Source organism: Saccharopolyspora ipomoeae (assembly GCF_029952525.1).
Classification (GTDB): domain Bacteria; phylum Actinomycetota; class Actinomycetes; order Mycobacteriales; family Pseudonocardiaceae; genus Saccharopolyspora; species Saccharopolyspora ipomoeae.
Genome location: NZ_JASAOF010000002.1, coordinates 421,408 through 446,118 on the forward strand (window position 1 = coordinate 421,408; position 24,711 = coordinate 446,118).

The window sequence follows — 24,711 nt, forward strand, 5'->3', positions numbered from 1 at the left end:
CGAAATTGGCGGACCGCACACGCAAGAAACCCCCAAGACGAAGCCAATTTCGGACGAAATTGCCCCTCCGCGCCCACCCGAAGCACCCCGCGAAGCGCTCCCAAGGCGCCCCCGAGGGGGTGGGACAGTTTTCATGAAAACTGTGTCACTCCACCCACAAGACGGAACCCCAAAACCCCAGTTCAACCACCTCGAGAACCCTGGAGTCCACCCCACAGAGAGACCCCGTGGGGTGGGACAGTTTTCATGAAAACTGCACCACCTCCACGGGGGTCTTCGGGAGCGCTTCGCGGGGTCGAGCTGCTTGCGTGCGGAGTGACAATTTCTCCAGAAATTGGCTGCGTTTCGTGGTTTTCTTGCGTGTGCGGTCTGCCAATTTCAGAAGAAATTGCCACTGCCTTTCGAAACGTACCCGTAGTGGGTCGCGTCTACTAAAGCTTGCGTCGTCTTGGTCGCGTTCCTAGCGAAACGTACCCGTAGTGGGTCGCGTCTACCAAAGCTTGGGTCATCCTGGTCGCGTTCCTTTTGAAACGTATCCCTAGGTGATGAGGCTCGGGAGGTAGGTAGCTGTGCCGGGGACGGCGATCATGAGGAGGATGAGGGCGAACTCGATCGCCAGGTAGGGGGCGATGCCGCGGAAGACGTCACCGAGGTCGAGTTCGGGGACCACCGATTTCATCGTGTAGAGGTTCAGGCCGACCGGCGGCGTGATCACCGCCATCTCCAGGTTGACCACCAGCAGCACGCCGAACCACAGCGGGTCGAAGCCGAGCTCCTCGATCGCGGGCACCAGGATCGGGGTGACCACCAGCAGCAGCGAGGCCGCGTCGACCAGGCACCCGAGCAGCACCAGCACCAGCATGATGCCGATCAGCACCACGTGGGGATGCACGTCGAGGCCGACGACGAAGTCGGTGAGCGTCTCGGGAACCCGCGCCACGACGAGCATCTGCGTGAACACGAACGCCGAGCCGACGATGGCCAGCATCGCCGCCGAGACCGTCGCGGTGGAGGCGAAGATGAGCTTGAGGTTGGCCCAGCCCAACTTCCGGTACACCAGGCCGGTCATGGCCAGCGCCAGCAGCGCGCCGATCGCCGCGGCCTCGGTGGGCGTGGCGAAACCGGTGTAGATCGACCCCAGCACCAGGGCGATCAGCACCAGCGCCGGTGTGATCTTGCCTAGCGCGGCCCAGCGCTCCCGCCAGCCGAAGTGCTCGCCGTCGCGAGGCGCGCTGCCGGGGTTGAGCTTCGCGCGCACCACCACGTAACCGATCATGAGCAGCGCGAGCAGCAGGCCGGGCACGATGCCCCCGGCGAACAGCGAGGCGACGCTCTCGCCGGTCACCGAGGCGTAGAGGATGAACATGAGGCTCGGCGGGATCAGCATAGCCAGCGCCCCGGACGCGGCGACCGATCCGGCGGCGAAGCCCGGCTTGTAGCCGCGCGAGAGCATCTCGGGCACGGCCATCCGCCCGATCAGCGCCACCGAGGAGATGCTGACGCCGGACATGGCGCCGAACAGCGTCGAGGACGCGATCGCCGAGGCCCCGAGCCCGCCGGGCACGCGGGTGAACCAGCGGTGCGCGGCGCCGAACAGGTCGCGCCCGAGCCCGGTGACGGCCAGCGCCTCGCCGAGCAGGATGTAGAGCGGCGCGGCGACCAGCGCGTACTCCTGCAGCTGGGCGCCCATCGCCAGCGGTACGAGCTTGAGCCCGTCGAACCCGGACAGGCACAGCAGCCCGGTGATGCCGGAGACCGACAGGGCGATGAAGATCGGCGTGCGGGCCGCGATGAGCACCAGCAGCAGGGCGACCGCCAGCGCCACGACCAGACCGTCGGAGAGGATCACGCGGGACCTCCGTCCTCGGTGTCGGGGGCGCCGGCGGTGGTCGCGGCGAGCTCGGATTCGGCGTGCGGCGGGAACAGCAGCGCCACCACCAGCAGCAGCGCTCCGGAGACGCCGAGGATCGCGTCCGGCACCCACAGCGGAACGCTGAAGGTGCCCGAGCCGGTGAGACCGTGCCCGTAGGACAGCGCCGCGGAGTGGAAACCGGTGGCGGCCAGCACGATTCCCAGCAGCGCGGCGGCCGCGGCGGTCACCGCGTCGGCGATCCGGCGCAGCCCGCGCGGCAGCGCCCGGTGCACGAGGTCCATCGAGATGTGGTGGCCGGTGGCGTAGAGGTGCGGGATCGCCAGCACGGTCACCGCGAGCACGGCGCTGGAGTTGAGCGGGTACGCCCAGTCGGTGGGCGCGCGGAAGGCGTAGCGGGCGATGACGTCGTAGCTGATCGACAGCATCATCAGCCCCACGGTGAGCATCGCCAGCACCGCCATCGACCGGGTGCCGATGAGCGCGATGCGGCGGAGGTGGTCGAGCATCGTCGCTCCTCAGGCCGTGCGGATCAGGTCGAGGGCCCGCTGCGCGGCGACCGGGTCGCCCAGCAGGGCGCGCCAGCGCTCGTGCACGGCGGACACGGCGTCGCGGAACGGCCGCAGCCCGGCCTCGTCGAGCTCGATGAGCTCGACCCCGGCGTCGCGCACGGCGGGCAGGTACTGGTTCTGGTGGACGTCGAGGAGGGTGGCGGTGCCGTCGCGGAAGAGCACCTTCCCGGCCTCGTCGAGGGCGTGCCGCTGGTGCGGCGGCAGCGCGGCGTAGAAGTCCTGGCGGCAGTAGGCGTCGACGGTGTAGGCGCCGAAGTGCGCGGCGGTGCCGTAGCGCAGGATCTCCTGCAGGTCGCGGGAGACGACGGTGCCCAGGTAGCTCATCATCCCGTCGATCGTTCCGCGCTCCAGCGCCTGGTAGAGCTCGGCCGAGCCGAGGAACACGGGTGCGCCGCCGAGGGCTTTGACGGTCTCGCCCTCGATCTCGCCCGCCACCCGGAGCCGCAGGCCGCGCACGTCCTCGGGCGCGCGGATGGGTTTGTCGATGGTCCAGAGGTATTCGAACCCGGTGGCCATGCCGCCGAGCATCCGCATGTTCTGCCCGGTCAACCGCTCGTTGATCAGCGCCGAGACCGGGCTCGCCGGATCGCAGGCGCGCAGGTAGCGGTCGAAGTGCTCGGTGGTGAAGGGCAGTTCGAGCGAGCCGAGGATCGGGAAGCTCGACGAGACGTAGGAGCTGGTCTGCAGCACGACGTCGGCGACGCCGTTGAGCAGGCCGGGCACGAGTTCCTCGGCTCCGAGCAGCTGCCCGGACGGGAAGACGTCGAAGTCGAACCCGCCGAGCGCGCGGGCGGTGTCGAGGAACCGCTCCACGCCCGGGTACAGGTCGTCGTAGGACGTGGTCAGGTAGGTGGCGGCGACCGGCCGGTGCGCGCCGGGCGCGCAGCCGGTGAGGGCGGCCAGGGCGCCGACCCCGGTGGCGGCCAGGAAGTTCCGCCTGCTCAGCGCGCTCATCGGGCGCGCGCCGAAAGCCGTTGGGACGGCACGTCGTTCCCCGGAACGTTCACCGGCGGGCTCCCTTCGCGCTCAAGCCGCGGAAGGTTCGCACCACGAACGGGAATTCGCCAAGTCGATCTTCCCGCCCAGCGGAAGGATCATGGTCGAGGGCTCAGGCGGGCGGCGTGGTGTAGCGCGCGACGAGGTCGCGCCAGGCGGCGTCGAGCCGGTCGAGGGGGAAGCCGCGCTGGACGACGAGGTGGTGCAGCAGCGGGGTGTCGATGGAGGCCAGCAACGTCTCGGCGGCGAGCTCGACGTCGGTGGCGGCCTCGGTCTGCCGCAGCAGGATCGCCACGTGCGACCTGCGCAGCCCGCGCGCGGGGACCTGGCAGCGGCGTTCGACGGGCGGCTCGGCGGCGAGGTAGAGCTCGATGTGGTCGAGCTCGTGGCGCATCACGGCCGGACCGAAGGCGCGCAGCCGCTCGATCGCGGTGGCCTCGGGCCCGAGCGGCGGCGGGCCGGACAGGAAGGCGTGCTGGAGCCGATGCTCCTCGTGGTCGAGCAGAGCGAGCAGCAGGCCGTTGCGGTCGCCGAAGCGGCGGAACACGGTGCCCTTGCCGACCTCGGCTTCGGCGGCGACGGCGTCCATGGTCAGATTGGCCGCCCCGCAGCGGGTGACCAGGCGGGCGGCGGCGTCGAGCAGCTTGGCCCGGTTGCGCACGGCGTCGGCGCGGGGCTTGCGGCCCGCGTCGACGGGCGTGACCTCGAACTCGACCGGTCCGGCCAGGGCGTCACCGGTGGGTCCGATCCGGGGAATGCCACCACTCATGCGCACAGCGTAACGCCTCCCACAGGGAACTGGACCTCGGTCCGCTTCGGTGGTAGAAATGCAATCGGACCACGGTCCGCTTGTTCCCCACCTTACTCCTCACCTGGAGAGATACCAATGTCGGTCAAGATCCTCGCGCTCGTCGGCAGCCTCCGCTCCGGTTCGCACAACCGCCAGCTCGCCGAGGCCGCCCGCACCCTCGCACCCGGCGATGTCGAGATCGAGATCTTCGACGGTCTCGGCGACCTGCCCTTCTACAACGAGGACATCGACACCGAGACCGACGTGCCCGCCGCCGCGACCCGGCTGCGCGACGTCGCCAACGCCGCCGACGCGTTCCTGCTGTTCGCGCCCGAGTACAACGGCACCATCCCGGCCGTGCTCAAGAACGCCATCGACTGGCTGTCCCGCCCGTTCGGCGCGGGCGCCCTGTCGGGCAAGCCCACCGCCGTGATCGGCACCGCCTTCGGCCAGTACGGCGGCGTGTGGGCGCAGGACGAGACCCGCAAGTCCGCGGGCATCGCCGGCGCCACGATCGTCGACGAGGTCAAGCTGAGCATCCCCGGCTCGATGACCCGGTTCGCCGAGACCCACCCGGCCGACGACCCGGAGGTCGTCGAGCAGCTGACCACCGCGCTGGGCAAGCTCAAGGCCAACATCAGCGCGTGAGCCCCGCCCGGCGGCGGTGCGCTGGAGAGGGGCGTACCGCCGCCGGTGCGCACGGCGTTAACGTTGCTGCGTGGCTGGAACGAACTGGGCGAAGAACCTCACCTACCGGGCGAAGCGGCTGCACCGCCCGGTCAGCGTCGACGAGGTGCGGCGGATCGTCGCCGGATCCGAGCGGGTCAAGGTGCTGGGGTCGCGGCACTGCTTCAACGACATCGCCGACACCACCGAGGACCACCTCTCCCTCGACGCCCTTCCGGCCGAGGTCGAGATCGACGGTGACGTGGTGTGGGTGCCCGGCGGCATGCGCTACGGCGAGCTCGCCACCCACCTGGCCGCCTCCGGCCTGGCGCTGCACAACATGGCCTCGCTCCCGCACATCACCGTCGTCGGGGCCACCGCCACCGGCACCCACGGGTCGGGGGTCGGCAACCGGTCGCTCAGCGCGGCGGTGGCCGGGCTCGACCTGGTGCGCGCCGACGGGGAGCTGGTGCGGCTGCGCCCCGACGACCCCGATTTCCCCGGTGCCGTGGTGCACCTGGGCGCGCTGGGCGTGGTGACCCGCATCGGTCTGCGCGTGCAGCCCGCGTTCGACGTGGCCACCACGGTGCACCTGGGGCTGGGCTGGGACGCGCTGCTGGGCGAGTTCGACGCGGTGATGTCCGCCGCCTACAGCGTCAGCGTGTTCACCGACTTCGACGAGGTCATCCAGGTGTGGGCGAAGGCCCGCGTCGGAGATGAGGCGCGCGGCGAGCTGTTCGGCGCCCGCCCGGCCGAGGTGCCGACGCACATGCTGGGCGGCACCGGCATCGAGAACCTCACCGACCAGCTGGGTGCGGCGGGTCCGTGGCACGACCGGTTGCCGCACTTCAAGGCGGGTTTCACCCCCAGCAACGGCGACGAGCTGCAGAGCGAGTACTTCGTCCCGGCCGAGCACGGGGCCGCCGCGCTGGCGGCGCTGCGGCCGCTGGCCGACAAGATGGCGCCGCTGCTGCAGATCAGCGAGGTGCGCACGATCGCCGCCGACGACCTGTGGCTGAGCCCGGCGCACGGCGCGGACTCGGTGGCGTTCCACTTCACCTGGTGGCCCCAGCAGTCGGCGGTGGAGGCGCTGCTGCCCGACATCGAGGCGGCGCTGGAGCCGTTCGGCGGCCGGCCGCACTGGGGCAAGCTGTTCGCCACCGAACCCGCCGACCTGGACCTCCTGTACCCGAAGTTGGCCGATTTCCGGTCGCTGGCACGGCGTTTCGACCCCGACGGCAGGTTCACCAACGACTTCCTCGCGCGCACGATCGGGCTGTGATGGCCGCGCGGCGCGGCGGACCGGGTGGCCCGACGGGCCCGGTGGTGCGCCGCGCGCTGCAGCTGCTCGACGCCTTCTCCCCCGACCGCACGGCGATGACGCTGAGCGAACTGGCGCGCCACACCGGCATGCCCGCTTCGACGACGTACCGGATGCTCGGCGAGCTGGTTGACTGGGGCGCGCTGGAGCGCGGTGACGACGGCGCCTACCGGATCGGGCTGCGGCTGTGGGAGCTCGGGGCGCTGGCTCCGCGCGGCCTCGGGCTGCGGGAGCACGCGCTGCCGACGATGGAAGACCTCTCGGCGGTGACCAGGGAGAACGTGCAGCTGGCGATCCGCGAGGGCACCGAGGTGGTGTTCGTCGAGCGGATAGCGGGCACCGGAGCGGTGCCGGTGCGCACCCGGGTCGGTGGTCGGTTCGCGCTCACCGCGACGGGCGTGGGCCTGGTGCTGCTGGCGCATGCCCCGGCCGAGGTGCAGGACGTGGTGCTCGGCGGCGAGATACCGCGTTTCACCGACTTCACGGTGACCGATCCGGCGGAGCTGCGACGGATGCTGGCCGAGACGCGGGCCTGCGGTTTCGCGGTGAGCGACCGGCAGGTCACCGACGACGCGCTGTCGGTGGCGGCACCGGTGATCGACCAGCGCGGCGAGGTGGCGGCCGCCGTGTCCCTGGTCGTGCGGCACGGCACCGCCACCCCGCACTCGCTGAGCGCCCTGGTGCGCGCGAGCGCCCGCGCGATCTCGCGCGCCATCGCCTGATTTACGCTTTCCCGGTTTACTGTCAAGATCAACAGCATCTAGTGTGGGAACCGACCTCTGCGCGACAGGAGCCCACCATCGACACCACCTGCCTGACCCGCGAGAACGTCGAGCACCGCGTCGAGTGGACGCCCGGCGGGATGCGGGCGCTCTGCCGCTGCGGTGCCGAGCGCGAGTTCACCTCAGCAGCGCCGATGTGGGACTGGCTGCTCGCCCACCCCCACCTGCGCGATCAGGGGACGATCGAGTCGACGTAACCGCCGTCGACGCGGACCGCGGCGCCCGTGGTGGCCGAGGCCAGCGGGGAGCCGAGGTAGACGACCATGTTGGCGATCTCCTCGGGCTCGATGAGCCGCTGCAGCAGCGACTGCGGCCGGTGCTCGCGCATGAACTGCCGCTGCGCCTGGTCCCACGGCAGCGACGAGTCGACCATCTCGTAGACGAACTTCTCGACACCGCCGGTGTGAGTGGGCCCGGCGATCACGGAGTTGACGGTCACCCCGGTCCCGGCGGCCTCCTTCGCGAAACCCCGGGAGGCGGCCAGCAGCGCGGTCTTGGACATCCCGTAGTGGATCATCTCCGCGGGGATGACCACCGCCGAGTCGCTGGCGATGTACTGGATGCGGCCCCAGCCCCGCTTCACCATGCCCGGCAGGTAGGCGCGGGTGAGGCGCAGCGCGGAGAGCACGTTGACCTCGAAGTAGCGGCGCCAGTCGTCGTCGGTGATCTCCATCGCCGGCTGGGCCCCGAAGATGCCGAGGTTGTTGACGAGCACGTCGACCCGCGGCAGCACCTCCAGCAGTCCGGCCGTGCCGTCCTCGGTGGTCACGTCGGCGGTCGCGGCGATCGCCTCAGCACCGGGCACGTCCTGCTGGATCTGCCGCACGGCCTCCTCGACGCGCTCGGCGGTGCGGCCGTTGATCGCCACCCGCGCCCCCGCGCGGGCCAGCCCCTGCGCGATGGCGTACCCGATTCCCTGGGTGGAGCCGGTGACGAGAGCGGTGCGTCCGGAAAGATCTAGCTGCATGCCGCGAGGATATGCCGCCTCTCCCTCCCCCGCCGCGCTGCGGGGGCACCCGGCCGAAGGATGTCGGGTTCGGGCTTTTCGCGACTGAACGCGCTCTTTCGTCGTGGGGTGGGGGGAGTTTTCATGAAAACTTCCCCACACCACCACAATCAGGTGATCCCGTGAGCACCCGGAGTGGCTCACGCCCGGGGTCAGGGCCGTTTACCCGTTCCAGTCGACGAGCTGGACGATGACGCCGTTGGGGTCGCGGACCTGGAAGGCGCGCTCTCCCCACTCCTCCGCTGTGAGCGGCATGGTGATCGTGACGCCTTCGCCTTCCAGGCGAGCGAGTTCGCCCTCCAGGTCGTCGACCTCGAACGCGAGGATGAGGCCGCTCGCGTGATCGTCGCGCTGGTCGGCCGGGAGCGAGGCCAGGCCGCGCCGCAGGAACACCACGTTGGCCCCGGCGTCGTCCCTGGTCAGGGAGGCGAATCCGTCGGCGGCCATGACCTCCTGAAACCCGAAGTGCTCCACCAGGAACCGGCTCGACGCGGCCACGTCTTCGACGTTGAGCGACACCGCCGTCGCGTTGATCTTCATGTGCTCCCCCATCTCCCTCGACGCCCCCTGCGTCGTCTACTGTACGGAGCTCAGAGGTGGTGGTGAGGTGGTCGAGCGGACCGGCGCCGGTGATCCCGGGCGCACGCTGGAACTGCTGTGGCGGCACAAGCTCGGTGAGCCCTCGGCGCAGCGCGGACCGCGCAAGAGCCTGAGCATCGACCAGATCGTGGACGCCGCGGTGGAGCTCGCCGACTCCGACGGGCTGGCGGCGGTGACGATGCGTCGGCTCGCCGACAGCCTCGGGGTCTCGACGATGTCGATGTACACCTACGTGCCCGGCAAGGCCGAACTGCTGGACCTCATGCTCGACCGCCTCTTCCAGCAGATGCCGCGCGCGCCGCTGGACGGCCTGCCGTGGCGGGAGCGGGTGACGCTGGTCGCGGCGCAGAACCGCGAGCTCTACCGCGAGCACCGCTGGGCGATGCAGGTCTCGACGAACCGGCTGCCGCTGGGACCCGGCCTGATCGCCAAGTTCGAGCACGAGGTGGGTGCGTTCCTCGACCTCGGCCTCGACGACGTGCACCTGGAGAAGGCCCTGACGCTGGTGCTGGACTTCGTGCAGTCCTCCACTCGCTCCGAGGTCGAGGCCCAGGCGGCCCAGCGCGACAGCGCCACCACCGACGAGCAGTGGTGGCGCGCCAACGAGACGCTGCTGACCGAGGTCTTCGACCCCGCCGAGTACCCCAACACCTTCCGGGTCAGCGAAGCCGCAGGCGCCGAGCACCTCGCAGCGCGAAGAGCCGACAGCACCTACGAATTCGGCCTCCAACGCATCCTCGACGGCCTCGCCGCACTGATCGAGAACTAGGAGGTCGGAGCTCGGCGGTCGGCGAGGCGCTGGTCGCCCACCCGGGTCGCCGGGCTCCTCCGGCACACCGGCTACGGCCGGGGAACGACCTCCGCGAACTCCGCGTCCACTCCCACGACCAGCTGATCCAGCCACGACGGGACCGAAGCATCTTCGGCAGGCACGTCGGTGCTCTGCACCTGCACGAGGTACTGCCCGTAACGCAGGTCCACCCACCAGGTGTCGCAGGCGCCGGGCCTGCCCCGGATCTCCCCGCACACGAAGCGCACGTCGTCGGCCTCGCGCGGTGGCACCCGCGGGAAGCGCTGCGAGGTCTCGTCGAAGCCCTCGCCACCACGCGGGTCCACCCGACCGAAGGCCCAGCCCGCCCACCGCGCGGAGGCGTAACGCCGCACGGTGTAGTCGACCTCGACGGCCTCCGGAGCGCGCCACGAAGCCGTCGCCTGCTCCTGCGCACCCCAGTCCGACGACAACCGCCCAGGATCAACCACTTCGGCCGTCCAGCGCCCCGGCAGCGCCGGAGGCGCGACGTCGACGAGCTCGGCCGCACCGACCACCCGCCGCTGCTCCCCCGGCGCCACCAACCACCACACCAGGGCACCCACCAGCACGAGCGCGAGCACCCCGACGACGGTGACGACGACCCGCTTTACGGTGCGGTCCACTTGCGCACCTGCTGCAGGTTCGGCCTCTCGTCATCGATCTGGTCGATCACCTGGTGGACCTTGGCGCGGAGCTGGGACAACGTCAGGTCCTGCTCGTGCTCGTCCCAGAGGTCCATCCCGGCCTGCATGGTCAGGACATCGCCCTTGTCGTGCTCGCCGGTCCCGGGCAACGTCGGAGCCGTGTGCAGGACGTCCTCGTCGAAGCCGCACGACCGGCCGACGTAACCGTAGTGAACGTTCGACCAGATGTCGTAGAAGACCTCCCGGCCCTCGTCGTCGCCGGGAATCTTGAAGTACAGCTCGTCGGCGTTCCCGGTGTCCAGGTCCTCCCGGGCCGCGATCTTGGGCTTGTGGTCCCAATCCATTCCCGGCGCGACCTTCACCGCGAAGATCAGCGTCGGTGTCGGACGGCCGGCCGCCTGCTCGACGAGCTCCAACCACTTGGCCCACTCGGGACCTCCGAACAGCTTCCCCGCGATATCCCCGATCGAGGAACCCAGCCCGCCGAAGTTCAGGGCCCAGATCGCCCACGCGATGGCCGAATTCCCATTCGTCATCATCTCGCCGTAGATGTACTCCAGGGTCCGGTTGAAACGGGCTTCGCTGAGATCGGCCCAGTCGGCCCGCTTGCGGGAACCCCCGGAACGGGACGAATCCTGCCGCTTCCCAGAGCTCTCGGCGTTCTCCAGCAGATCCCGTGCGCGGTCCTCGGCTTCCGCGTAACGACCCGGGTAAGCGGAGCGCTGCACCTCCTGCGCGAGCTCGTCGGCGCTGAACTTCGGGTTGTCCTCCTCGGCCTCGACTGCGCGGGAGAAGAACTGCCTCGACGCGTAGTTCACGTTCATGCAGTCCTTCGCGGAGCCCCAACCTTGGCTGGGACGTTGCTGGAAGACACCCACGGAGTCCCGATCCCCGTAATCGAGGTTCTCCATCCCCGACTCCACCAATGCGGCTTCGAATGCAGCCAGCATCACCCGGTCGGACACGTCGAGGTGCTCACCGACGGCATGGATGACCCGTCCCACGTCCGGGTCAGGACGACCCGTCGCTCGGCCTGCCGACGGCCCTTCAGGTAACTTTTCCGCCATTTCGCTGATCGACCCCCATGCGTTGGTTTCCCCCCGATGTCCGGAGACTCGCAGGGATGCGCGGGGTCGTCCGGCGATCCGGGTGGAATCACTCGGACAGCGGAGTGGGATCGCGACCGGTCGAGGCGCCTCGCTCTCGGCGGACCTCAGGTCAGATCGCGACCTGGCCGTCGATGCAGGTGACCGTGCTGCCGCCGACCCACACCGCGCCGCTGTCGTCGGTGTCGACGCGCACCGTTCCGGCCCGGCCCAGCGCCGTGCCCTGCCGCGCGGTGTAGGGCGCGGTGGTGCGCCCGGAACCGAGCAGCCACTGGGCGAGGGACGCGTTGAGGCTGCCGGTCACCGGGTCCTCGACGCAGCCCGCGCCGCCGAGCGGGGCGAAGGCGCGGACCTCGAACCGCGCGGGCCCGCCCGCGGGGTGCGGGCCCGCGACGCCGATCTTGATGTCCTCCCGGTAGGACGGTTCCAGCGCCAGCACCGCGTCGGCGTCGGCCAGCAGCACCGCGACCCAACCCGGTCCGTTGTCGGCCCACTGGGCGTCGACGATCTCGCCGGTGCCGATCCCGAGGTGCTCGGCGACCCGCTCCAGCACGTCGGGTTCCACCGGGCCGGAGCGCAGCAGCGGCGGCGCGGCGAAGGCCAGCCCGCCGCCCGAGCGCCGCACCGTCACCGGTCCGGCGCCGCACTCCTGCACCACCGAGTCGCGGTCGCCGTGCACCGACAGCCAGGCGTGGCAGGTGCCGAGGGTGGGGTGACCGGCGAAGGGCAGCTCCTCGGACGGGGTGAAGATCCGCACCCGGTAGTCGGCGCCGGGGTCCTCCGGGGGCAGCACGAACGTCGTCTCCGACAGATTCGTCCACGCCGCGAACCGCTGCATCGCCTCGTCGGACATGCCCTCGGCGTCGAGCACCACCGCCACCGGGTTGCCGTAGTACGGGGTGTCGGTGAACACGTCGACCTGCTGAAACCTCCGCATGACCGCCGACCTTAGCGGCCCGCTCGGAGTGAGGAGTTCAACGGTGCGGAATAGCCGCTTCCGGGGGCGGGTTGTGATCGACATGCGTGTTTTGGGTTTCACCGAATTCGGCGGTCCGGACGTGCTGGGGATCCACGACGTGCCCGAGCGGCACGCCGGCCCCGGCGAAGTGCGGATCCGCGTGCGCGCGGCGGCGGTCAACCCGACCGACACCGCCGGACGCGCCGGCTGGTTCACCGAGCGGTACCGCGATCTCGAACCTCCCTACGTGCCGGGCATGGACGCGGCCGGGGTCATCGACGAGATCGGTGCGGGCACCGACACGGACCTGCGGGTCGGTGACGACGTGATGGCCATCGTCGTCCCGTCGGGCTCGCACGGCGCCTACTCGGAGAGCCTCGTGGTGCCCGCCGACTCGGTCGCCCGCGTCCCGGCGGGCGCCGACCACGCGGCCGCCTCGACGCTGCCGATGAACGGGTTGACCGCGCGCCTGGCGCTCGACAGCCTCGCCTTGGCGCCCGGGAGCCTGCTGGCCGTCACCGGTGCCGCGGGCACGCTCGGCGGCTACGTCGTGCAACTGGCCAAGGCCGACGGGCTGCGGGTCCTCGCCGACGCGAAGGACTCCGACCGCGAGCTGGTTGCCTCCTTCGGTGCCGACGAGATCGTCGAGCGCGGCGAGGACGTCGCGACCCGCTTCCGCGAGATCGCGCCCGACGGCGTGGACGCGGTCGTGGACGCCGCGGTGCTCGACGACAAGGTCGAGCCCGCCGTGCGCGACGGCGGCGGTCTCGCGACGGTGCGCTTCTTCTCCACCGAGTCCGACCGCGGGGTCACCTATCACCGGGTGCTGGTCAGCGACTACTGGAAGGAGCGGGACAAGCTCGACAAGCTGCGGCAGCAGGCCGAGGACGGGGTGCTGACGCTGCGCGTCGCCGACACCATCCCGGCCGAGCGAGGCGCCGAGGCGCACCACCGCCTCGAAGCGGGCGGCACGCGCGGCCGCCTGGTCGTGCTGTTCTGATCCCGCCTGTTCTGGTCCCGCGTGGAGGCCGGGCTCACCCGGCCTCCACCAGGTCTTCCCAGAGCTCCTCCGGCACGGGCGCGTCGAAGGCTTCGGCGTGGCCGCGGACCTCGTCCGGCGTCCGCGCCCCGAGCACCACCGACGCCACCGCCGGGTGCCGCCGCGCGAAGGCGATCGCGGCCTGCGGCAGCGACACCCCGCGCCGGTGGCAGATCTCGGCCAGCCGCTGCGCTCTCGCCACCAGTTGCGGCGGGGCGGGGCGGTAGTCGTAGACCGCGTGGGCCGCCGGGTCGTCGGTGGCCAGCAGGCCGCCGTTGAACACGCCCGCCACCAGCACCGAGACGCCGCGCCGGGCGCATTCGTCGAGCAGCGGTTCGCCGGAGGAGTCCAGCGGGGTGAAGCGGCCGGCGAGCATGACGGCGTCGACGTCGGTCTCGGTCGCGAAGCGGTGCAGCATCGGCCACTGGTTCATGCCGACGCCGATCGCCCCGATGACTCCCTGCGCGCGCAGGTCGTGCAGGGCCGGGTAGGCCTCGTCGACGGCCTGCTGCCAGTGGTCGTCGGGATCGTGCAGCAGCACGAGGTCGACGTGGTCGAGCCCGAGCCTGTCCGCACTGGATTCCAGGGAGCGGCGGACGCCGTCGGCGCTGAAGTCCCACCGGCGGGCGAAATCGGCGGGGACGGCGAACCCGGCCGCGTCGTCTCGGGTTCCGCGCGGGTTGTCGACCGGGTCGAGGATCCTCCCGACCTTCGTGGACACCGCGAACTCGTGTCGGGGGTGTCCCGCCAGGGCGGCACCGAGGCGGCGTTCGGCCAGGCCGAGTCCGTAGTGCGGGGCTGTGTCGAAGTAGCGGACCCCGGCGTTCCAGGCCGCGTCCACGGTGGCGGCGGCCGTGTCGTCGTCGACCTCGCGGTAGAGGTTGCCGATGACCGCTCCGCCGAAACCCCAAGGGCTCACCCGCATGCGTCACTTCCGCAGCCGCAGGCCCTGCATGCCGCCGTCGACCGCCAGCGACGTCCCGGTCGTGGCCCCCGCCGACGGGCCCGCCAGGTAGGCGACCGCGGCCGCCACCTCCTCGGCCGACACCAATCGGCCGGACGGCTGGCGGGCGTTGAGCGCGGCGAGTTCCGCGTCGGGATCGTCGGCGGCCGACAGCAACCGGCGCACCCACGGGGTGTCGGCGGTTCCCGGGTTGACGCAGTTGACGCGGATGCCCTCGCGGATGTGATCGGCGGCCATCGCCTGCGTCAACGACAGCACCGCTCCCTTGCTCGCGCTGTAGGCCGCGCGATCCGGGAGTCCCGCCGTGGCCGCGATCGAGCAGGTGTTGACGATCGACGCCGCCGCCGACTTCCGCAGGTGCGGCAGAGCGGCCCGCGTGGTGCGCACGATGCCCAGCACGTTCACGTCGAACACGCGGTGCCACTCCTCGTAGGAGTTCGTCTCGACGGTGCCCTGGGCCCCGATCCCCGCGTTGTTGACCAGCACGTCCACCCCGCCGTGCCGCTGCACCGCCTCGTCCACGGCGACCCGCACGGACCCCTCGTCGCTCACATCGCACTTCAGGCCGAGAACCCCGGCAGGCACGTCACCCGGATCCAGGTCCAGAGCCGCGACCTTCGCACCGCGCGAGGCCAACTCCCGCACCACGGCCAAGCCGATCCCCGAACCACCACCGGTGACCACCGCCGACAACCCGTCGAACTCCCCAACACCCACCGCGCAACCCCTTCGCTCGCCGAAGCCCTCCCGGACCTCTAGCACCCCGAACGAACGAACAACAAGAACTCCTCGCCCCCGACGACCTCAACCCGGGACTCCACGACCTCCCCTTCCACGACCACCCCTGTCCCGTGGTCGGCGAAGTTCTCATGAAAACCTCCCCCACCCACCTCGAACCACGGGAACCACCCCGAACTCCCCGGCCCCGGAACCTCGCCATCACCCACGACGTACCCCTCACACACCGACGAACCCGGCACCCTACCGCCGCACGACGGTCACTCCACCGGATCGCCCCTCTCCCACCGTCGAAAACGCGAAAGCGGGGGCGTGACCTGGTGGTCGCGCCCCCGCTGGCGGTGGAACGTGGGATCAGCCCATCTGCTCCAGGGTTCGGCCCTTGGTCTCCGGGATCCACTTCCAGACGAAGTAGATCGACAGGACCGCGAAGGCCGTGTAGCCGATGTAGGCGCCGGAGAGGCTGGACTCGGACAGGGACGGGAACGTCACCGTGACGGCCCAGTTGGTGACCCACTGAGCCGCGGCGGCCACGGCCAGTCCCGAGGCGCGGATGCGGTTCGGGAACATCTCGCCGAGCAGGACCCACACCGCCGGGCCCCAGGAGATCGCGAAGAAGAACACGAACGCGTGCGCCGCGACCAGGGCGATCACGCCGTACGGGTCGGGCATCGTCGGCTCACCGTTGACCAGCTGGGCCTGCGCGAACGAGAACGCGGCCGCGCCCAGGGTGACGGCCATGCCCACCGAGCCGGTCAGCAGCAGCGGACGACGCCCCAGGCGGTCCAGCAGCACCAGGGCCACGATCGTGCCGGCGATGTTGAAGATCTGCGTGGACATGCTCAGCAGCAGCGAGCTGTCCTCGTTGATGCCGACCGACTGCCACAGCGCCGACGAGTAGTAGAAGATCACGTTGATGCCGACGAGCTGCTGCAGCATCGACAGCCCGATGCCGATCCACACGATCGGCAGCAGCGCGGTGCCCTTGGCCTTGAGGTCGCTCAGCCGGGGCTTGCGGTCGCTGCTGAGCGATTCCTCGATCTCCGACAGGCGGGTGTCCACATCGGTCGGTTCGAGCGCGACGAGCACCTCGCGCGCCTCGTCGGAGCGCCCCGTGGCCACCAGGTGCCGCGGCGATTCGGGGATGGTGAACGACAGCACGCCGTAGAGGATCGCGGGCACGGCGGCGACGCCGAGCATCCACTGCCAGGCGGACAGGAAGCCGAGCGGCTGGGTGGCGCCGCCCGCGGCTTCGGCGATGCCCCAGTCGACGACCTGCGAGATCGCGATGCCGAGCACGATCGCGAGCTGCTGCAGGGTTCCGAGCTTGCCGCGCTGCGAGGCGGGCGCGATCTCGGCGATGTAGGCGGGGGCGATCACCGAGGCCATGCCGATGGCGACGCCGCCGACCAGTCGCCAGAACCCGAGGTCCCAGGCGGAGAACGGGACGGCGGACCCGATCGCGCTGATGCAGAACAGGATCGCGGCCAGGCGCATCGCGAAGAGCCGGCCGGAGCGGTCCGCGATGGACCCGGCGAACCAGGCGCCGACGGCTGATCCGAGCAGGGCGATGGCGACGGTGACGCCGGTGGCCACTGCATCGATCTGGAAATGATCTCGAATGGCGTTGACGGCGCCGTTGATCACGGCGGTGTCGTAGCCGAAGAGGAATCCGCCGAGGGCCGCGACGCAGGCGAAGTGCAATGCCTTCACACGTCGCGGACCGGCTGTTCTTCCGTCACCCGGGGTGACGGTCCTGGCGCTTTCCGCCATGGCGTTGCTCCGTTGCAGTGCGTTGTTCTCTTGCGCCGCGTGTGCGGCGCGGGTTAGTAAAGGACACATACCAACTCATCGTCAAGGGAGGCGGTGCCCGCCTTGGCCACACCACCGCGCCCTCGCCCGCCCGGGCATACTTCCCCGGTGTCCCCGAACGGCCCGCAGATGGTGCGACAGCTCAACCGCCGACTGGTCCTCGACCTGTTCCGCGACGGTGAGGTCCGGTCGCGCGCGGACGTCGCCCGGCAGACCGGCCTGACGAAGCCGTCCGCCTCCGCCATCACCGACGGACTGCTCGCCGAGGGATTCCTCCTCGACGCCGGTGTCGGCGAACCCGGCTCGGCGGGAGGCCGGCGGCCGAACCTGCTGCGCTTCAACGAGCGCCACCGCGCCTACGTCGGCGTGCACTTCGGGGCGCAGCGGACGATGGTGACCCTCGCCGACGCGCTGGGGAACCCGCTGGCCCGCGCCTCGACCGCCAGCTCCCTCGGCGACGCCGAGCGCGGCCTGCGCGCCGCCCGGACGCTGGTGCTGCGCGCGTGCGGGCGCGCCGACATGGCGATCGACCTGGTGGCGGCCGTCGGCGTCTCGGTGGAGGGCCTGGTCGACCAGACCTCGGGCCGCTGCCTGCTCGCCCCCAACCTGGGCTGGCGGGACGTGCCGATCCAGGCGCGGATGGAGGAGCTGGTCGGGGCTCCGGCGACGGTGTTCAACGAGGCCCACGCAGGCGCGCTGGCGGAGCACCACGCCGGTGTGGCGGTGGGCGTGGAGTCGTTCGTCCGGCTCAGCGTCGGCACCGGTGTCGGCTCCGGCGTGGTGCTGGGATCGCAGCTGTTCTCGGGCAGCACGGGCATCGCCGGGGAGATCGGGCACTGCCGCGTCGAGGACGACGGCCTGGAGTGCGGCTGCGGGAACACGGGCTGCCTGGAGACGGTCGCCGGCGAGCCGGCCATCACCAGGGCCGTGGACGTCGCGCTGCGCGACGGCCGGTTCAGCGCCCTGCGCGAGGGGAGCCACCTGCGCCTGATCATCGATGCGGCGCACGAGGGCGACGAGGCCGCCCGCGCGGCGCTGGCGCGAGCGGGACGCGGCCTGGCGCGCGGCATCTCGTACCTGCTCAACGTGCTGGACCCGGATCTGGTGGTGATCGGCGGCGCCGTGCGCGGGGCCGGGGAGCTGCTGCTGGGGCCGTTGCGGGAGGAACTGCCCCGGTCGTCGTTGCCGCAGCACCGCGCGCGCCAGGTCGTCTTCAGCGACGTGCCGCAGGCCGAGCTCGACGGGGCGGTGCTGCTGGCGCGGCGGCTGGACGAGGCCGTGGCGCCGTGAAGCGCCCGACGATCATCGACATCGCCCGCGAGGTCGGGGTGTCGAAGGCGGCGGTGTCCTACGCGCTCAACGGGCGCGGCGGCGTCTCGCAGGAGACGCGGGAGCGGATCCTGGACGTGGCCGCCGAGCTGGGCTGGCGCGCCAGCAGCGCCGCGCGGGCGCTGTCGAGCGACCGGGCGGCCACGGTGGGCGTCGTGCTGGCCCGCTCGCCGGAGGTGCTGCGGACCGAGCCGTTCTTCATGCAGGTGGTGGCGGGCCTGGAGAAAACCCTGTCGGCGCACGGCTTCTCGTTGCAGCTGGCGCTGGCCTCGGACACGGCGACTGAGCTGGAGACCTACCGGCGCTGGTGGGCCGAGCGCCGCGTCGACGGCGTGCTGCTGACGGACCTGCGGGTCGACGACCCGCGCCCGGCCCTGCTGCGCGAGCTGCGGGTTCCGGCGGTCTTCTTCGGCACCGAGCGGCCGATGGCGGGCATCCCGGTGCTGTGGGTCGACGAGCGCGACATCGCGGCGAGCGCCGTGGGGCACCTGGCGGCGCTGGGCCACCGGCGGATCGGGCACGTGCAGGGCCCGGAGCAGCTGCGCCACACCGCCCGCCGGGAGCGGGAGTTGCGCTGCGCGGTCGCCGAGATGCCGGGAACGGAGCTGGTTCCCGCGCACGGCGACTACACCGAGGCCGGTGGCGTGGCGGCCGCGGCCCGGTTGCTGGGTGCTGCGCGGCCGCCGACGGCGATCATCTTCGACAACGACGTGATGGCGGTGGCCGCGGTCGCCCGCGCCGACGAGCTGGGAGTGCGCGTACCGGGCGATCTCTCGGTGCTGGCGTGGGACGACTCGATGCTGTGCCGGGTGGTCCGCCCCGCGATCACCGCGTTCTCGCACGACGTCGGCGGGGCCGCCGAGCGGGCGGCGCTGATGCTGCTGGAGCTGATCGAGACGGGCGTGGCCGACGACGCCCGGATGCACCCGCGCGAGTTGATCACGCGCGACAGCACGGGCGAAGCGCCCGTGCGCTGATCGGAGCAGCGAAGGGCCGTCAGCGGTAACGAATCGGTCACGCCGGTCGTACCGGACCTTCTGATTAACCGGTTAAGTCCCTAGCTTGAGCGGCGGGCCCAACGACGGGTCCGACGAGGCCGAGGAGTCGTTTCGTGATCAAACGCTCGCTCGCGACGGTGTCGCTCATCGCCGCCGTGCTCGCCGCAACGCTGACCGGCTGCGCAGGCTCGGCCGACGACCAGAACACGATCACCTACTGGGCCAGCAACCAGGGCGAGAGCGCCGAGCAGGACATGGAGGTCCTGCACGACGACCTGGCCCGGTTCACCGCCGAGACCGGCATCGAGGTGAACGTCGAGGTCATCGGCTGGAACGATCTGCTGAACCGGATCCTGGGCGCGGCGACCTCCGGAGTCGGACCGGACGTGGTGAACCTGGGCAACACCTGGTCGGCCTCGCTGCAGGCGACCGGAGCGTTCGTGCCGTTCGACGACGAGCTCATGCAGCGCTTCGGCGGCCGGGAACGCTTCCTGGACAGCAGCATGAGCTCCACCGGCATGGCGGGGCAGGTTCCGACGTCGCTGCCGCTGTACGGCCTGAGCTACGGCGTGTTCTACAACAAGAAGCTCTTCGCCGAGGCCGGGGTGGCCCCGCCGCGCGACTGGGACGAGTTCGTCGCGGCGGCGAAGAAGCTCACCGATCCGGCCCGCAACCGCTGGGGGCTGACGATCGCCGGCGCGAGCTACACCGAGAACTCGCACTTCGCCTTCATGTTCGCCCGGTGGCAGGGCGTCGACCTGATCACCCGCCACGGCCCCGACTTCGACTCGCCGGGCGCCGTCTCGGCCGTCCAGCGCTACCTCGACCTGATGTCGACGCAGAAGGTCGTGAGCCCGGGCGACGCCGAGGAGGGCACCACCTCCAGCGCCGCCGAGGACTTCACCGACGGCAACGCGGCGATGCTCATCGCGCAGAACAGCGTGATCCCCACGCTGGAGGACAACGGCATGTCCGGCGACGCCTACGGCGTGGTGCGGCTGCCCGCGCCCGATCCGCTGCCGCCGGGCGGGACCCCGGCGCTGAGCCACGTCGCGGGCTCGAACGTCGCGGTGTTCGCCGACAGCCCGAAGCGCGAGCAGGCCCTCGAACTCGTGCGGTTCCTGACCAGCAAGGACACCCAGGCGTCGCTGAACAAGAAGTACGGGACGCTGCCGGTGGTCACCGACGCCTACGACGACCCCGCGTTCCGCACCGAGCGGGACAGGGTCTTCTCGGACGTGCTGGCCAACTACTCCGAGCCCGCTCCGATGATCCCGACCGAAGCGCACTTCGAGACCACGGTGGGCTCGGCGATGCGGGACCTGTTCGCCGAGATCGCCACCGGCCGCGAGGTCACCACCGAGGACGTGCGGGCGGCCCTGGCCGACGCCGAGCAGAAGATGCGAGGTACCGGAAGTTGACCAGTACCGCCACCTCCCCCACCGCACCGGTCGCCCCGCCCGATCCTCCGCCGGGCCGCCGGTGGACGCCGAGCAGGCGGCTGCTGCCGTACCTGCTGGTGGCTCCGGCGCTGTGCTTCGAACTGCTGGTGCACCTGCTGCCGATGCTCGGCGGGCTGTACATGAGCGTGCTGGAGCTGACCCAGTTCTACCTGCGGGACTGGTTGCACGCGCCGTGGGCGGGTCTGGCGAACTTCCGCTTCGCGCTGGACTTCGACGGTGCCGTCGGCGCGGCGCTGGTCCGCTCGTTCGCGGTCACCGCCGGGTTCTCGGTGCTGACCGTCGGGTTGTCGTGGCTGCTGGGGGTGTTCGCGGCGACGCTGCTGCAGCGCTCGTTCCGGGGGCGAGCGGTGCTGCGGACGCTGTTCCTGGTGCCCTACGCCCTGCCGGTCTACACCGCGGCGATGGTCTGGAAGTTCCTGCTGGACCAGGACGACGGCATGGTCAACGCGACGCTGAGCGGGCTGGGCATCACCGACGGTCAGACGTTCTGGCTGCTGGGCGACAACGCGTTCCTGGCCACGGTGGCGACGGCGACGTGGCGGTTGTGGCCGTTCGCGTTCCTGGTGCTGATGGCCGGCATGCAGTCGATCCCGCACGACGTCTACGAGTCGGCGACGGTGGACGGCGCGGGGCTGTGGCAGCAGTTCCGGTCGATCACGCTGCCGATGCTGCGGCCGGTGAACCAGGTCCTGGTGCTGGTGCTGTTCCTGTGGACGTTCAACGACTTCAACGTGCCCTACGTCCTGTTCGACAAGTCGGTGCCCAGCGCGGCGAACCTGCTGTCGATCCACATCTACAACAACTCGTTCATCACCTGGAACTTCGGGATGGGTTCGGCGATGTCGACGTTGCTGCTGCTGTTCCTGCTGGTCGTCACGGCCGGGTACCTGGCCTTCACATCGCGGAGGATGAAGGATGCCTGAGCCGAGGTGGTTCCGCGTCCTGCGGGTCGTGGGCCTGGTGGCGCTGACGCTGTTCACGGTCATCCCGCTGTACGTGATGGTGACCTCGGCGCTGAAACCGCTGGGCGAGGTGCGGGACCGGTTCGAGTGGTTCCCGGGGAACCTGACCTTCGAGCCGTTCGTGGACATGTGGTCGACGATCGACCTGGCCGACTACTTCCTCAACAGCGCGATCGTGGCGCTGGGCGCGGCGGCGGTGTCGCTGGCGATCGCGATCCTGGCCGCCTACGCGGTGAGCCGCTACCGGTTCCGGGGTCGCGACGGGTTCCGGATCGTGGTGCTGTCGACGCAGATGTTCCCGGGCATCCTGTTCCTGCTGCCGCTGTACCTGATCTACGCGACGATCGGCCGCTACACCGGCATCGAGCTCTACGGCAGCCTGCTCGGGCTCGTCGTCACGTACCTGACGTTCTCGCTGCCGTTCGCGATCTGGATGATGGTCGGCTACTTCGACACGATCCCGCGCGATCTCGACGAGGCCGCGCTGATCGACGGGGCGAGCCCGCTGGGCGCGCTGTGGCGGGTGGTGCTGCCCGCGGCGCGGCCGGGCATCGCGGCGGTGGGCATCTACGCGTTCATGACGGCGTGGGGCGAGACCCTGTTCGCGTCGATCATGACGGATTCGGATTCGCGGACGCTGGCGGTCGGTCTGCGCGAGTACTCGACGGAGACCTCGGTGTACTGGAACGAGGTGATGGCCGCGTCGCTGGTGGTCAGCATCCCGGTGGTCATCGGGTTCCTGGCGCTGCAGCGCTACCTCGCGCAGGGGCTGACGGCGGGCGCGGTGAAGTGACTCGGCCGGTGCGGGACCGGTCGTGGTGTTCCGTGCAGTTTCCATCGCTGCGGAAGGGTTCTCATGCGACGCAACACCGCCAAGGTGACCGCGGACGGGCGACCGGAGGTGTGGTTGGGCGCGAACTTCTGGTCGCGCACCGGTGGCCCGCTGATGTGGCGCGACTACTCCCCCGAGGTCGTGCGCGAGGAGCTGCGGGTGCTCCACGAGCACGGCCTGCGGCAGACCCGGTCGTTCTTCTACTGGCCCGACTTCATGCCGGCCCCGAACGAGGTGGACGAGCAGAAGGTCGCGCACTACCAGGACTTCCTGGACGCGCACGCCGAGGTCGGGATGACCTCGATCCCCACGTTCATCGTCGGGCACATGTCCGGCGACAACTGGGACCCGGAGTGGCGCGGCGGTCGTGATCTCTACGCCGACGTGTGGCTGGTGTCCCAGCAGGCGTGGTTCGTGCAGCGGATGACCGAGCGCTTCGCCGGACACGAGGCGGTGGCGGGTTGGCTGATCAGCAACGAGATGCCGATCTACGGCCGTCTGCGGCACGAGCCGAAGGCCCCGACCGAGCAGGTCAGCGCGTGGGCGCGGCTGATGGTGCAGGCGGTGCGCGCCGGCGGCGGGACCCAGCCGGTGTCGCTGGGCGACGGCGCGTGGGGCATCGAGGTCACCGGCGTCGACAACGGCTTCTCGGTGCGCGAGACCGGCGCGATGGTGGACTTCGTGGGCCCGCACGTGTACCGGATCGACAGCGACCCGGTGCGCCAGCACCTGATCGCGGCGTTCGTGTGCGAGCTCTCGGCGGTGGCGGGAAAACCGGTGGTGCTGGAGGAGTTCGGGCTGTCCGGCGACCAGGTGTCGCCGGAGAACGCCGCCCACTACTACCGGCAGACGTTGCACAACTCGCTGCTGGCCGGGTCGACGGGCTGGGTGGCGTGGAACAACACCGACTACGACGACCTGATCGGCCGGGGCCCGTACTCGCACCACCCGTTCGAGATGCACTTCGGGATCACCGACTCCACCGGGGCTCCGAAACCGCCGCTGCGGGAGCTGGCGTCGTTCGCCGAGGTGCTGGAGCGGGTGGACTTCGCCCGCTGCGAGCGCAGCGACGCCCGCGCCGCGCTGGTGGTGACCGAGTACCTGGAGCGCGGCTACCCGTTCACGCAGGACGACGACCGCCCGCTGATCTTCGACACGCTGCACCAGGCGTACGTGGCGGCGCGGGAGGCGGATCTGCCGGTCGGTTTCACGCGGGAGCGCGACGGCATCGACGCCGAGGTCGACCTGTACCTGCTGCCGTGCGTCAAGCAGATCCAGGGACCGACGTGGCAACGCCTGCGCGAGCGCGTGCGCGAGGGCGCGGTGCTGTACCTGTCGTACACGGCCGGTGAGGTGGGGCATCACCGGCAGCCGTGGATCCCCTACTTCGACGAGACCTTCGGGGTGCGCAAGAACATCACCTACGGGGTGGTGGACGAGGTGGTCGACGAGGAGGTGCGGTTCGACTTCGCCGAGGACTTCGGCGGCATCGGCGCGGGCGAGTCGTTGCGGTTCCGGGTGTCGGGCAACGTGCACAGCCGCGCCTTCCTCCCGGTCACGCCGCGGGGCGCGACGGTGGTGGCGACCGACGCGCACGGCAACCCGGCGCTGCTGCGGTACGCGACGGGCGCGGGCGAGGCGGTGCTGTGCACCTACCCGGTGGAGCTGTTCGCGGCCCGCAGCACGCGGGTGAACCCGGACGACAGCCACCGCCTCTACGCAGCGCTGGCCGCGATCTCCGGGGTCGAGCGGGAGGTCGTGGTCGACGACCCGCGGGTGTTCGCCGACGTCCTGGTGCACGAGGACGGCCGCCGATTCGCCTGGCTGGTCAGCCAGCACTCCCGGGAAACGACGGTCTCGCCGCAGTGCGCGGGCTCGGTGCGGAGCCTGTCCGGCGAGCCGCTGTCGGAGGTGCTCCTGGCGCCGTACGGCGTCGAGGTGGTCGAGCTCAAGCCCTGACCACCGGGGCGGCCTCGGTCGCTCGGGGGATCGGGGCCCGCACTCCTACCTTCCGAAGGGCTGTGGGGCCGGCCGCCCTGCGCCGGCGGCCGACCCCCGGCGGGTCGCGCCGGGGCGGAATCCTGCGGCTGAGGGGCGGATTCCGGCGCGGCGCGACCGAGTTCTGCTCAGCGCCGCCGGTGCTGGGCGAACAGGGCGACGGCGCAGGCGGTGGTGAGCAGGCCGAGCAGGAACGGGACCGCCGGTGGGCGCTGGGCGAAGGAGGTCACGGCGTTGGTGACCACGCAGATCGCGAAGGTGCTCCAGAGCAGGATCTTGACCTTGCGGGACATGCGCATCGCGCTGCCGCTCACTCTGGCGACGATGCGGGTGGCGTCATCGGGCATGCCGGAAAGCTAGTCCCGCCCGGCGGTCCCGGCGATCCAGCGGACGCGACGCCCGGTGGTAGAGCCTGCACTACCGCGCCGCTCCCCCTGCGCCGGTTAGGGTTTCG

At 70.9% G+C, this 24,711-nt stretch carries 25 protein-coding genes; 12 read left to right on the forward strand and 13 right to left on the reverse strand.

Features of this window, described 5'->3' with window-relative positions; genetic code table 11:
* Positions 1 to 538 precede the first annotated feature (538 nt).
* The 4 genes from QFW96_RS05485 to QFW96_RS05500 form a co-directional block, all read right to left on the reverse strand.
* Entirely contained in the window at positions 539 to 1,849 is a 1,311-nt protein-coding gene (locus tag QFW96_RS05485) for a TRAP transporter large permease (RefSeq protein ID WP_281454421.1), read from the reverse strand.
* A complete protein-coding gene (locus QFW96_RS05490) occupies positions 1,846 to 2,379 on the reverse strand; it encodes a TRAP transporter small permease (protein ID WP_281454422.1) in 534 nt (177 codons plus the stop codon). The genes QFW96_RS05485 and QFW96_RS05490 overlap by 4 nt, the downstream gene beginning before the upstream one ends.
* Before the next feature lie 9 nt (positions 2,380 to 2,388).
* Positions 2,389 to 3,396, reverse strand: coding sequence for a TRAP transporter substrate-binding protein (locus QFW96_RS05495; RefSeq protein ID WP_281454423.1), 1,008 nt, complete (start codon positions 3,394 to 3,396; stop codon positions 2,389 to 2,391).
* Positions 3,397 to 3,550: 154 nt separating this feature from the next.
* A complete protein-coding gene (locus QFW96_RS05500) occupies positions 3,551 to 4,207 on the reverse strand; it encodes a TetR/AcrR family transcriptional regulator (RefSeq protein WP_281454424.1) in 657 nt (218 codons plus the stop codon).
* Between the two features lie 117 nt (positions 4,208 to 4,324).
* Here QFW96_RS05500 and QFW96_RS05505 point away from each other — a divergent pair, with 117 nt between their 5' ends.
* The 4 genes from QFW96_RS05505 (at position 4,325) to QFW96_RS05520 (ending at position 7,194) form a co-directional block, all read left to right on the forward strand.
* Positions 4,325 to 4,876, forward strand: coding sequence for an NADPH-dependent FMN reductase (locus QFW96_RS05505; RefSeq protein WP_281454425.1), 552 nt, complete (start codon positions 4,325 to 4,327; stop codon positions 4,874 to 4,876).
* 70 nt (positions 4,877 to 4,946) lie between these two features.
* Complete coding sequence (locus QFW96_RS05510) at positions 4,947 to 6,176, forward strand: D-arabinono-1,4-lactone oxidase (RefSeq protein ID WP_281454426.1); 1,230 nt, start codon at positions 4,947 to 4,949, stop codon at positions 6,174 to 6,176.
* Complete coding sequence (locus tag QFW96_RS05515; protein ID WP_281454655.1) at positions 6,176 to 6,937, forward strand: IclR family transcriptional regulator; 762 nt, start codon at positions 6,176 to 6,178, stop codon at positions 6,935 to 6,937. The genes QFW96_RS05510 and QFW96_RS05515 overlap by 1 nt, the downstream gene beginning before the upstream one ends.
* Positions 6,938 to 6,978: 41 nt before the next feature.
* Positions 6,979 to 7,194 carry a hypothetical protein gene (locus QFW96_RS05520; protein WP_281454427.1) on the forward strand — a complete coding sequence of 72 codons (216 nt, stop codon included), beginning with the start codon at positions 6,979 to 6,981 and terminating at the stop codon, positions 7,192 to 7,194.
* Here QFW96_RS05520 and QFW96_RS05525 read toward each other — a convergent pair.
* Together QFW96_RS05525 and QFW96_RS05530 are read right to left on the reverse strand one after the other, a co-directional pair.
* Positions 7,170 to 7,964, reverse strand: a complete 795-nt coding sequence (locus QFW96_RS05525; RefSeq protein WP_281454428.1) for an SDR family NAD(P)-dependent oxidoreductase — start codon at positions 7,962 to 7,964, stop codon at positions 7,170 to 7,172. The genes QFW96_RS05520 and QFW96_RS05525 overlap by 25 nt on opposite strands.
* Before the next feature lie 201 nt (positions 7,965 to 8,165).
* Complete coding sequence (locus QFW96_RS05530; RefSeq protein ID WP_281454429.1) at positions 8,166 to 8,543, reverse strand: VOC family protein; 378 nt, start codon at positions 8,541 to 8,543, stop codon at positions 8,166 to 8,168.
* A 67-nt stretch (positions 8,544 to 8,610) separates the two neighbouring features.
* Here QFW96_RS05530 and QFW96_RS05535 point away from each other — a divergent pair, with 67 nt between their 5' ends.
* The gene (locus QFW96_RS05535) at positions 8,611 to 9,372 is read left to right on the forward strand and encodes a TetR/AcrR family transcriptional regulator (protein WP_281454430.1); all 762 of its coding nucleotides are present in this window, start codon (positions 8,611 to 8,613) and stop codon (positions 9,370 to 9,372) included.
* Between the two features lie 71 nt (positions 9,373 to 9,443).
* On the opposite strand, the gene QFW96_RS05540 is transcribed toward QFW96_RS05535, so the two are convergent.
* From QFW96_RS05540 to QFW96_RS05550, 3 genes are all read right to left on the reverse strand, one after another.
* Positions 9,444 to 10,037, reverse strand: coding sequence for a hypothetical protein (locus QFW96_RS05540; RefSeq protein WP_281454431.1), 594 nt, complete (start codon positions 10,035 to 10,037; stop codon positions 9,444 to 9,446).
* Positions 10,022 to 10,876: a polymorphic toxin type 44 domain-containing protein gene (locus QFW96_RS05545; RefSeq protein ID WP_281454432.1), complete on the reverse strand. Its 855-nt coding sequence runs from the start codon at positions 10,874 to 10,876 to the stop codon at positions 10,022 to 10,024. Before QFW96_RS05545 ends, QFW96_RS05540 begins: the two co-directional genes overlap by 16 nt.
* Positions 10,877 to 11,276: 400 nt before the next feature.
* Positions 11,277 to 12,101: a PhzF family phenazine biosynthesis protein gene (locus QFW96_RS05550; RefSeq protein ID WP_281454433.1), complete on the reverse strand. Its 825-nt coding sequence runs from the start codon at positions 12,099 to 12,101 to the stop codon at positions 11,277 to 11,279.
* A gap of 82 nt (positions 12,102 to 12,183) precedes the next feature.
* Here QFW96_RS05550 and QFW96_RS05555 point away from each other — a divergent pair, with 82 nt between their 5' ends.
* The gene (locus tag QFW96_RS05555; protein ID WP_281454434.1) at positions 12,184 to 13,122 is read left to right on the forward strand and encodes an NADP-dependent oxidoreductase; all 939 of its coding nucleotides are present in this window, start codon (positions 12,184 to 12,186) and stop codon (positions 13,120 to 13,122) included.
* A 34-nt stretch (positions 13,123 to 13,156) separates the two neighbouring features.
* Here QFW96_RS05555 and QFW96_RS05560 read toward each other — a convergent pair whose 3' ends face one another.
* The 3 genes from QFW96_RS05560 to QFW96_RS05570 form a co-directional block, all read right to left on the reverse strand.
* Positions 13,157 to 14,086, reverse strand: coding sequence for an aldo/keto reductase (locus tag QFW96_RS05560; protein WP_281454435.1), 930 nt, complete (start codon positions 14,084 to 14,086; stop codon positions 13,157 to 13,159).
* Positions 14,087 to 14,089: 3 nt separating this feature from the next.
* Positions 14,090 to 14,842 carry an SDR family NAD(P)-dependent oxidoreductase gene (locus QFW96_RS05565; protein WP_281454436.1) on the reverse strand — a complete coding sequence of 251 codons (753 nt, stop codon included), beginning with the start codon at positions 14,840 to 14,842 and terminating at the stop codon, positions 14,090 to 14,092.
* A gap of 375 nt (positions 14,843 to 15,217) precedes the next feature.
* Entirely contained in the window at positions 15,218 to 16,705 is a 1,488-nt protein-coding gene (locus tag QFW96_RS05570) for a sugar porter family MFS transporter (RefSeq protein WP_281454437.1), read from the reverse strand.
* Between the two features lie 78 nt (positions 16,706 to 16,783).
* Between QFW96_RS05570 and QFW96_RS05575 the strand changes: the two genes are divergently transcribed.
* The 6 genes from QFW96_RS05575 to QFW96_RS05600 all read left to right on the forward strand — a co-directional run bounded on the left by QFW96_RS05575 (position 16,784) and on the right by QFW96_RS05600 (position 24,218).
* Positions 16,784 to 17,965 carry an ROK family protein gene (locus QFW96_RS05575; RefSeq protein WP_281454438.1) on the forward strand — a complete coding sequence of 394 codons (1,182 nt, stop codon included), beginning with the start codon at positions 16,784 to 16,786 and terminating at the stop codon, positions 17,963 to 17,965.
* On the forward strand, positions 17,962 to 18,981 hold the full coding sequence (locus QFW96_RS05580; protein ID WP_281454439.1) for a LacI family DNA-binding transcriptional regulator: 1,020 nt from the start codon (positions 17,962 to 17,964) through the stop codon (positions 18,979 to 18,981). The genes QFW96_RS05575 and QFW96_RS05580 overlap by 4 nt, the downstream gene beginning before the upstream one ends.
* A 134-nt stretch (positions 18,982 to 19,115) precedes the next feature.
* Entirely contained in the window at positions 19,116 to 20,423 is a 1,308-nt protein-coding gene (locus QFW96_RS05585; RefSeq protein WP_281454440.1) for an ABC transporter substrate-binding protein, read from the forward strand.
* Positions 20,420 to 21,388: a carbohydrate ABC transporter permease gene (locus QFW96_RS05590; protein ID WP_281454441.1), complete on the forward strand. Its 969-nt coding sequence runs from the start codon at positions 20,420 to 20,422 to the stop codon at positions 21,386 to 21,388. Before QFW96_RS05585 ends, QFW96_RS05590 begins: the two co-directional genes overlap by 4 nt.
* Positions 21,381 to 22,220: a carbohydrate ABC transporter permease gene (locus QFW96_RS05595; protein WP_281454442.1), complete on the forward strand. Its 840-nt coding sequence runs from the start codon at positions 21,381 to 21,383 to the stop codon at positions 22,218 to 22,220. The genes QFW96_RS05590 and QFW96_RS05595 overlap by 8 nt, the downstream gene beginning before the upstream one ends.
* A gap of 63 nt (positions 22,221 to 22,283) precedes the next feature.
* Entirely contained in the window at positions 22,284 to 24,218 is a 1,935-nt protein-coding gene (locus QFW96_RS05600) for a cellulase family glycosylhydrolase (RefSeq protein ID WP_281454443.1), read from the forward strand.
* A gap of 167 nt (positions 24,219 to 24,385) precedes the next feature.
* On the opposite strand, the gene QFW96_RS05605 is transcribed toward QFW96_RS05600, so the two are convergent.
* A complete protein-coding gene (locus tag QFW96_RS05605) occupies positions 24,386 to 24,604 on the reverse strand; it encodes a hypothetical protein (RefSeq protein ID WP_281454444.1) in 219 nt (72 codons plus the stop codon).
* Positions 24,605 to 24,711: the final 107 nt, after the last annotated feature.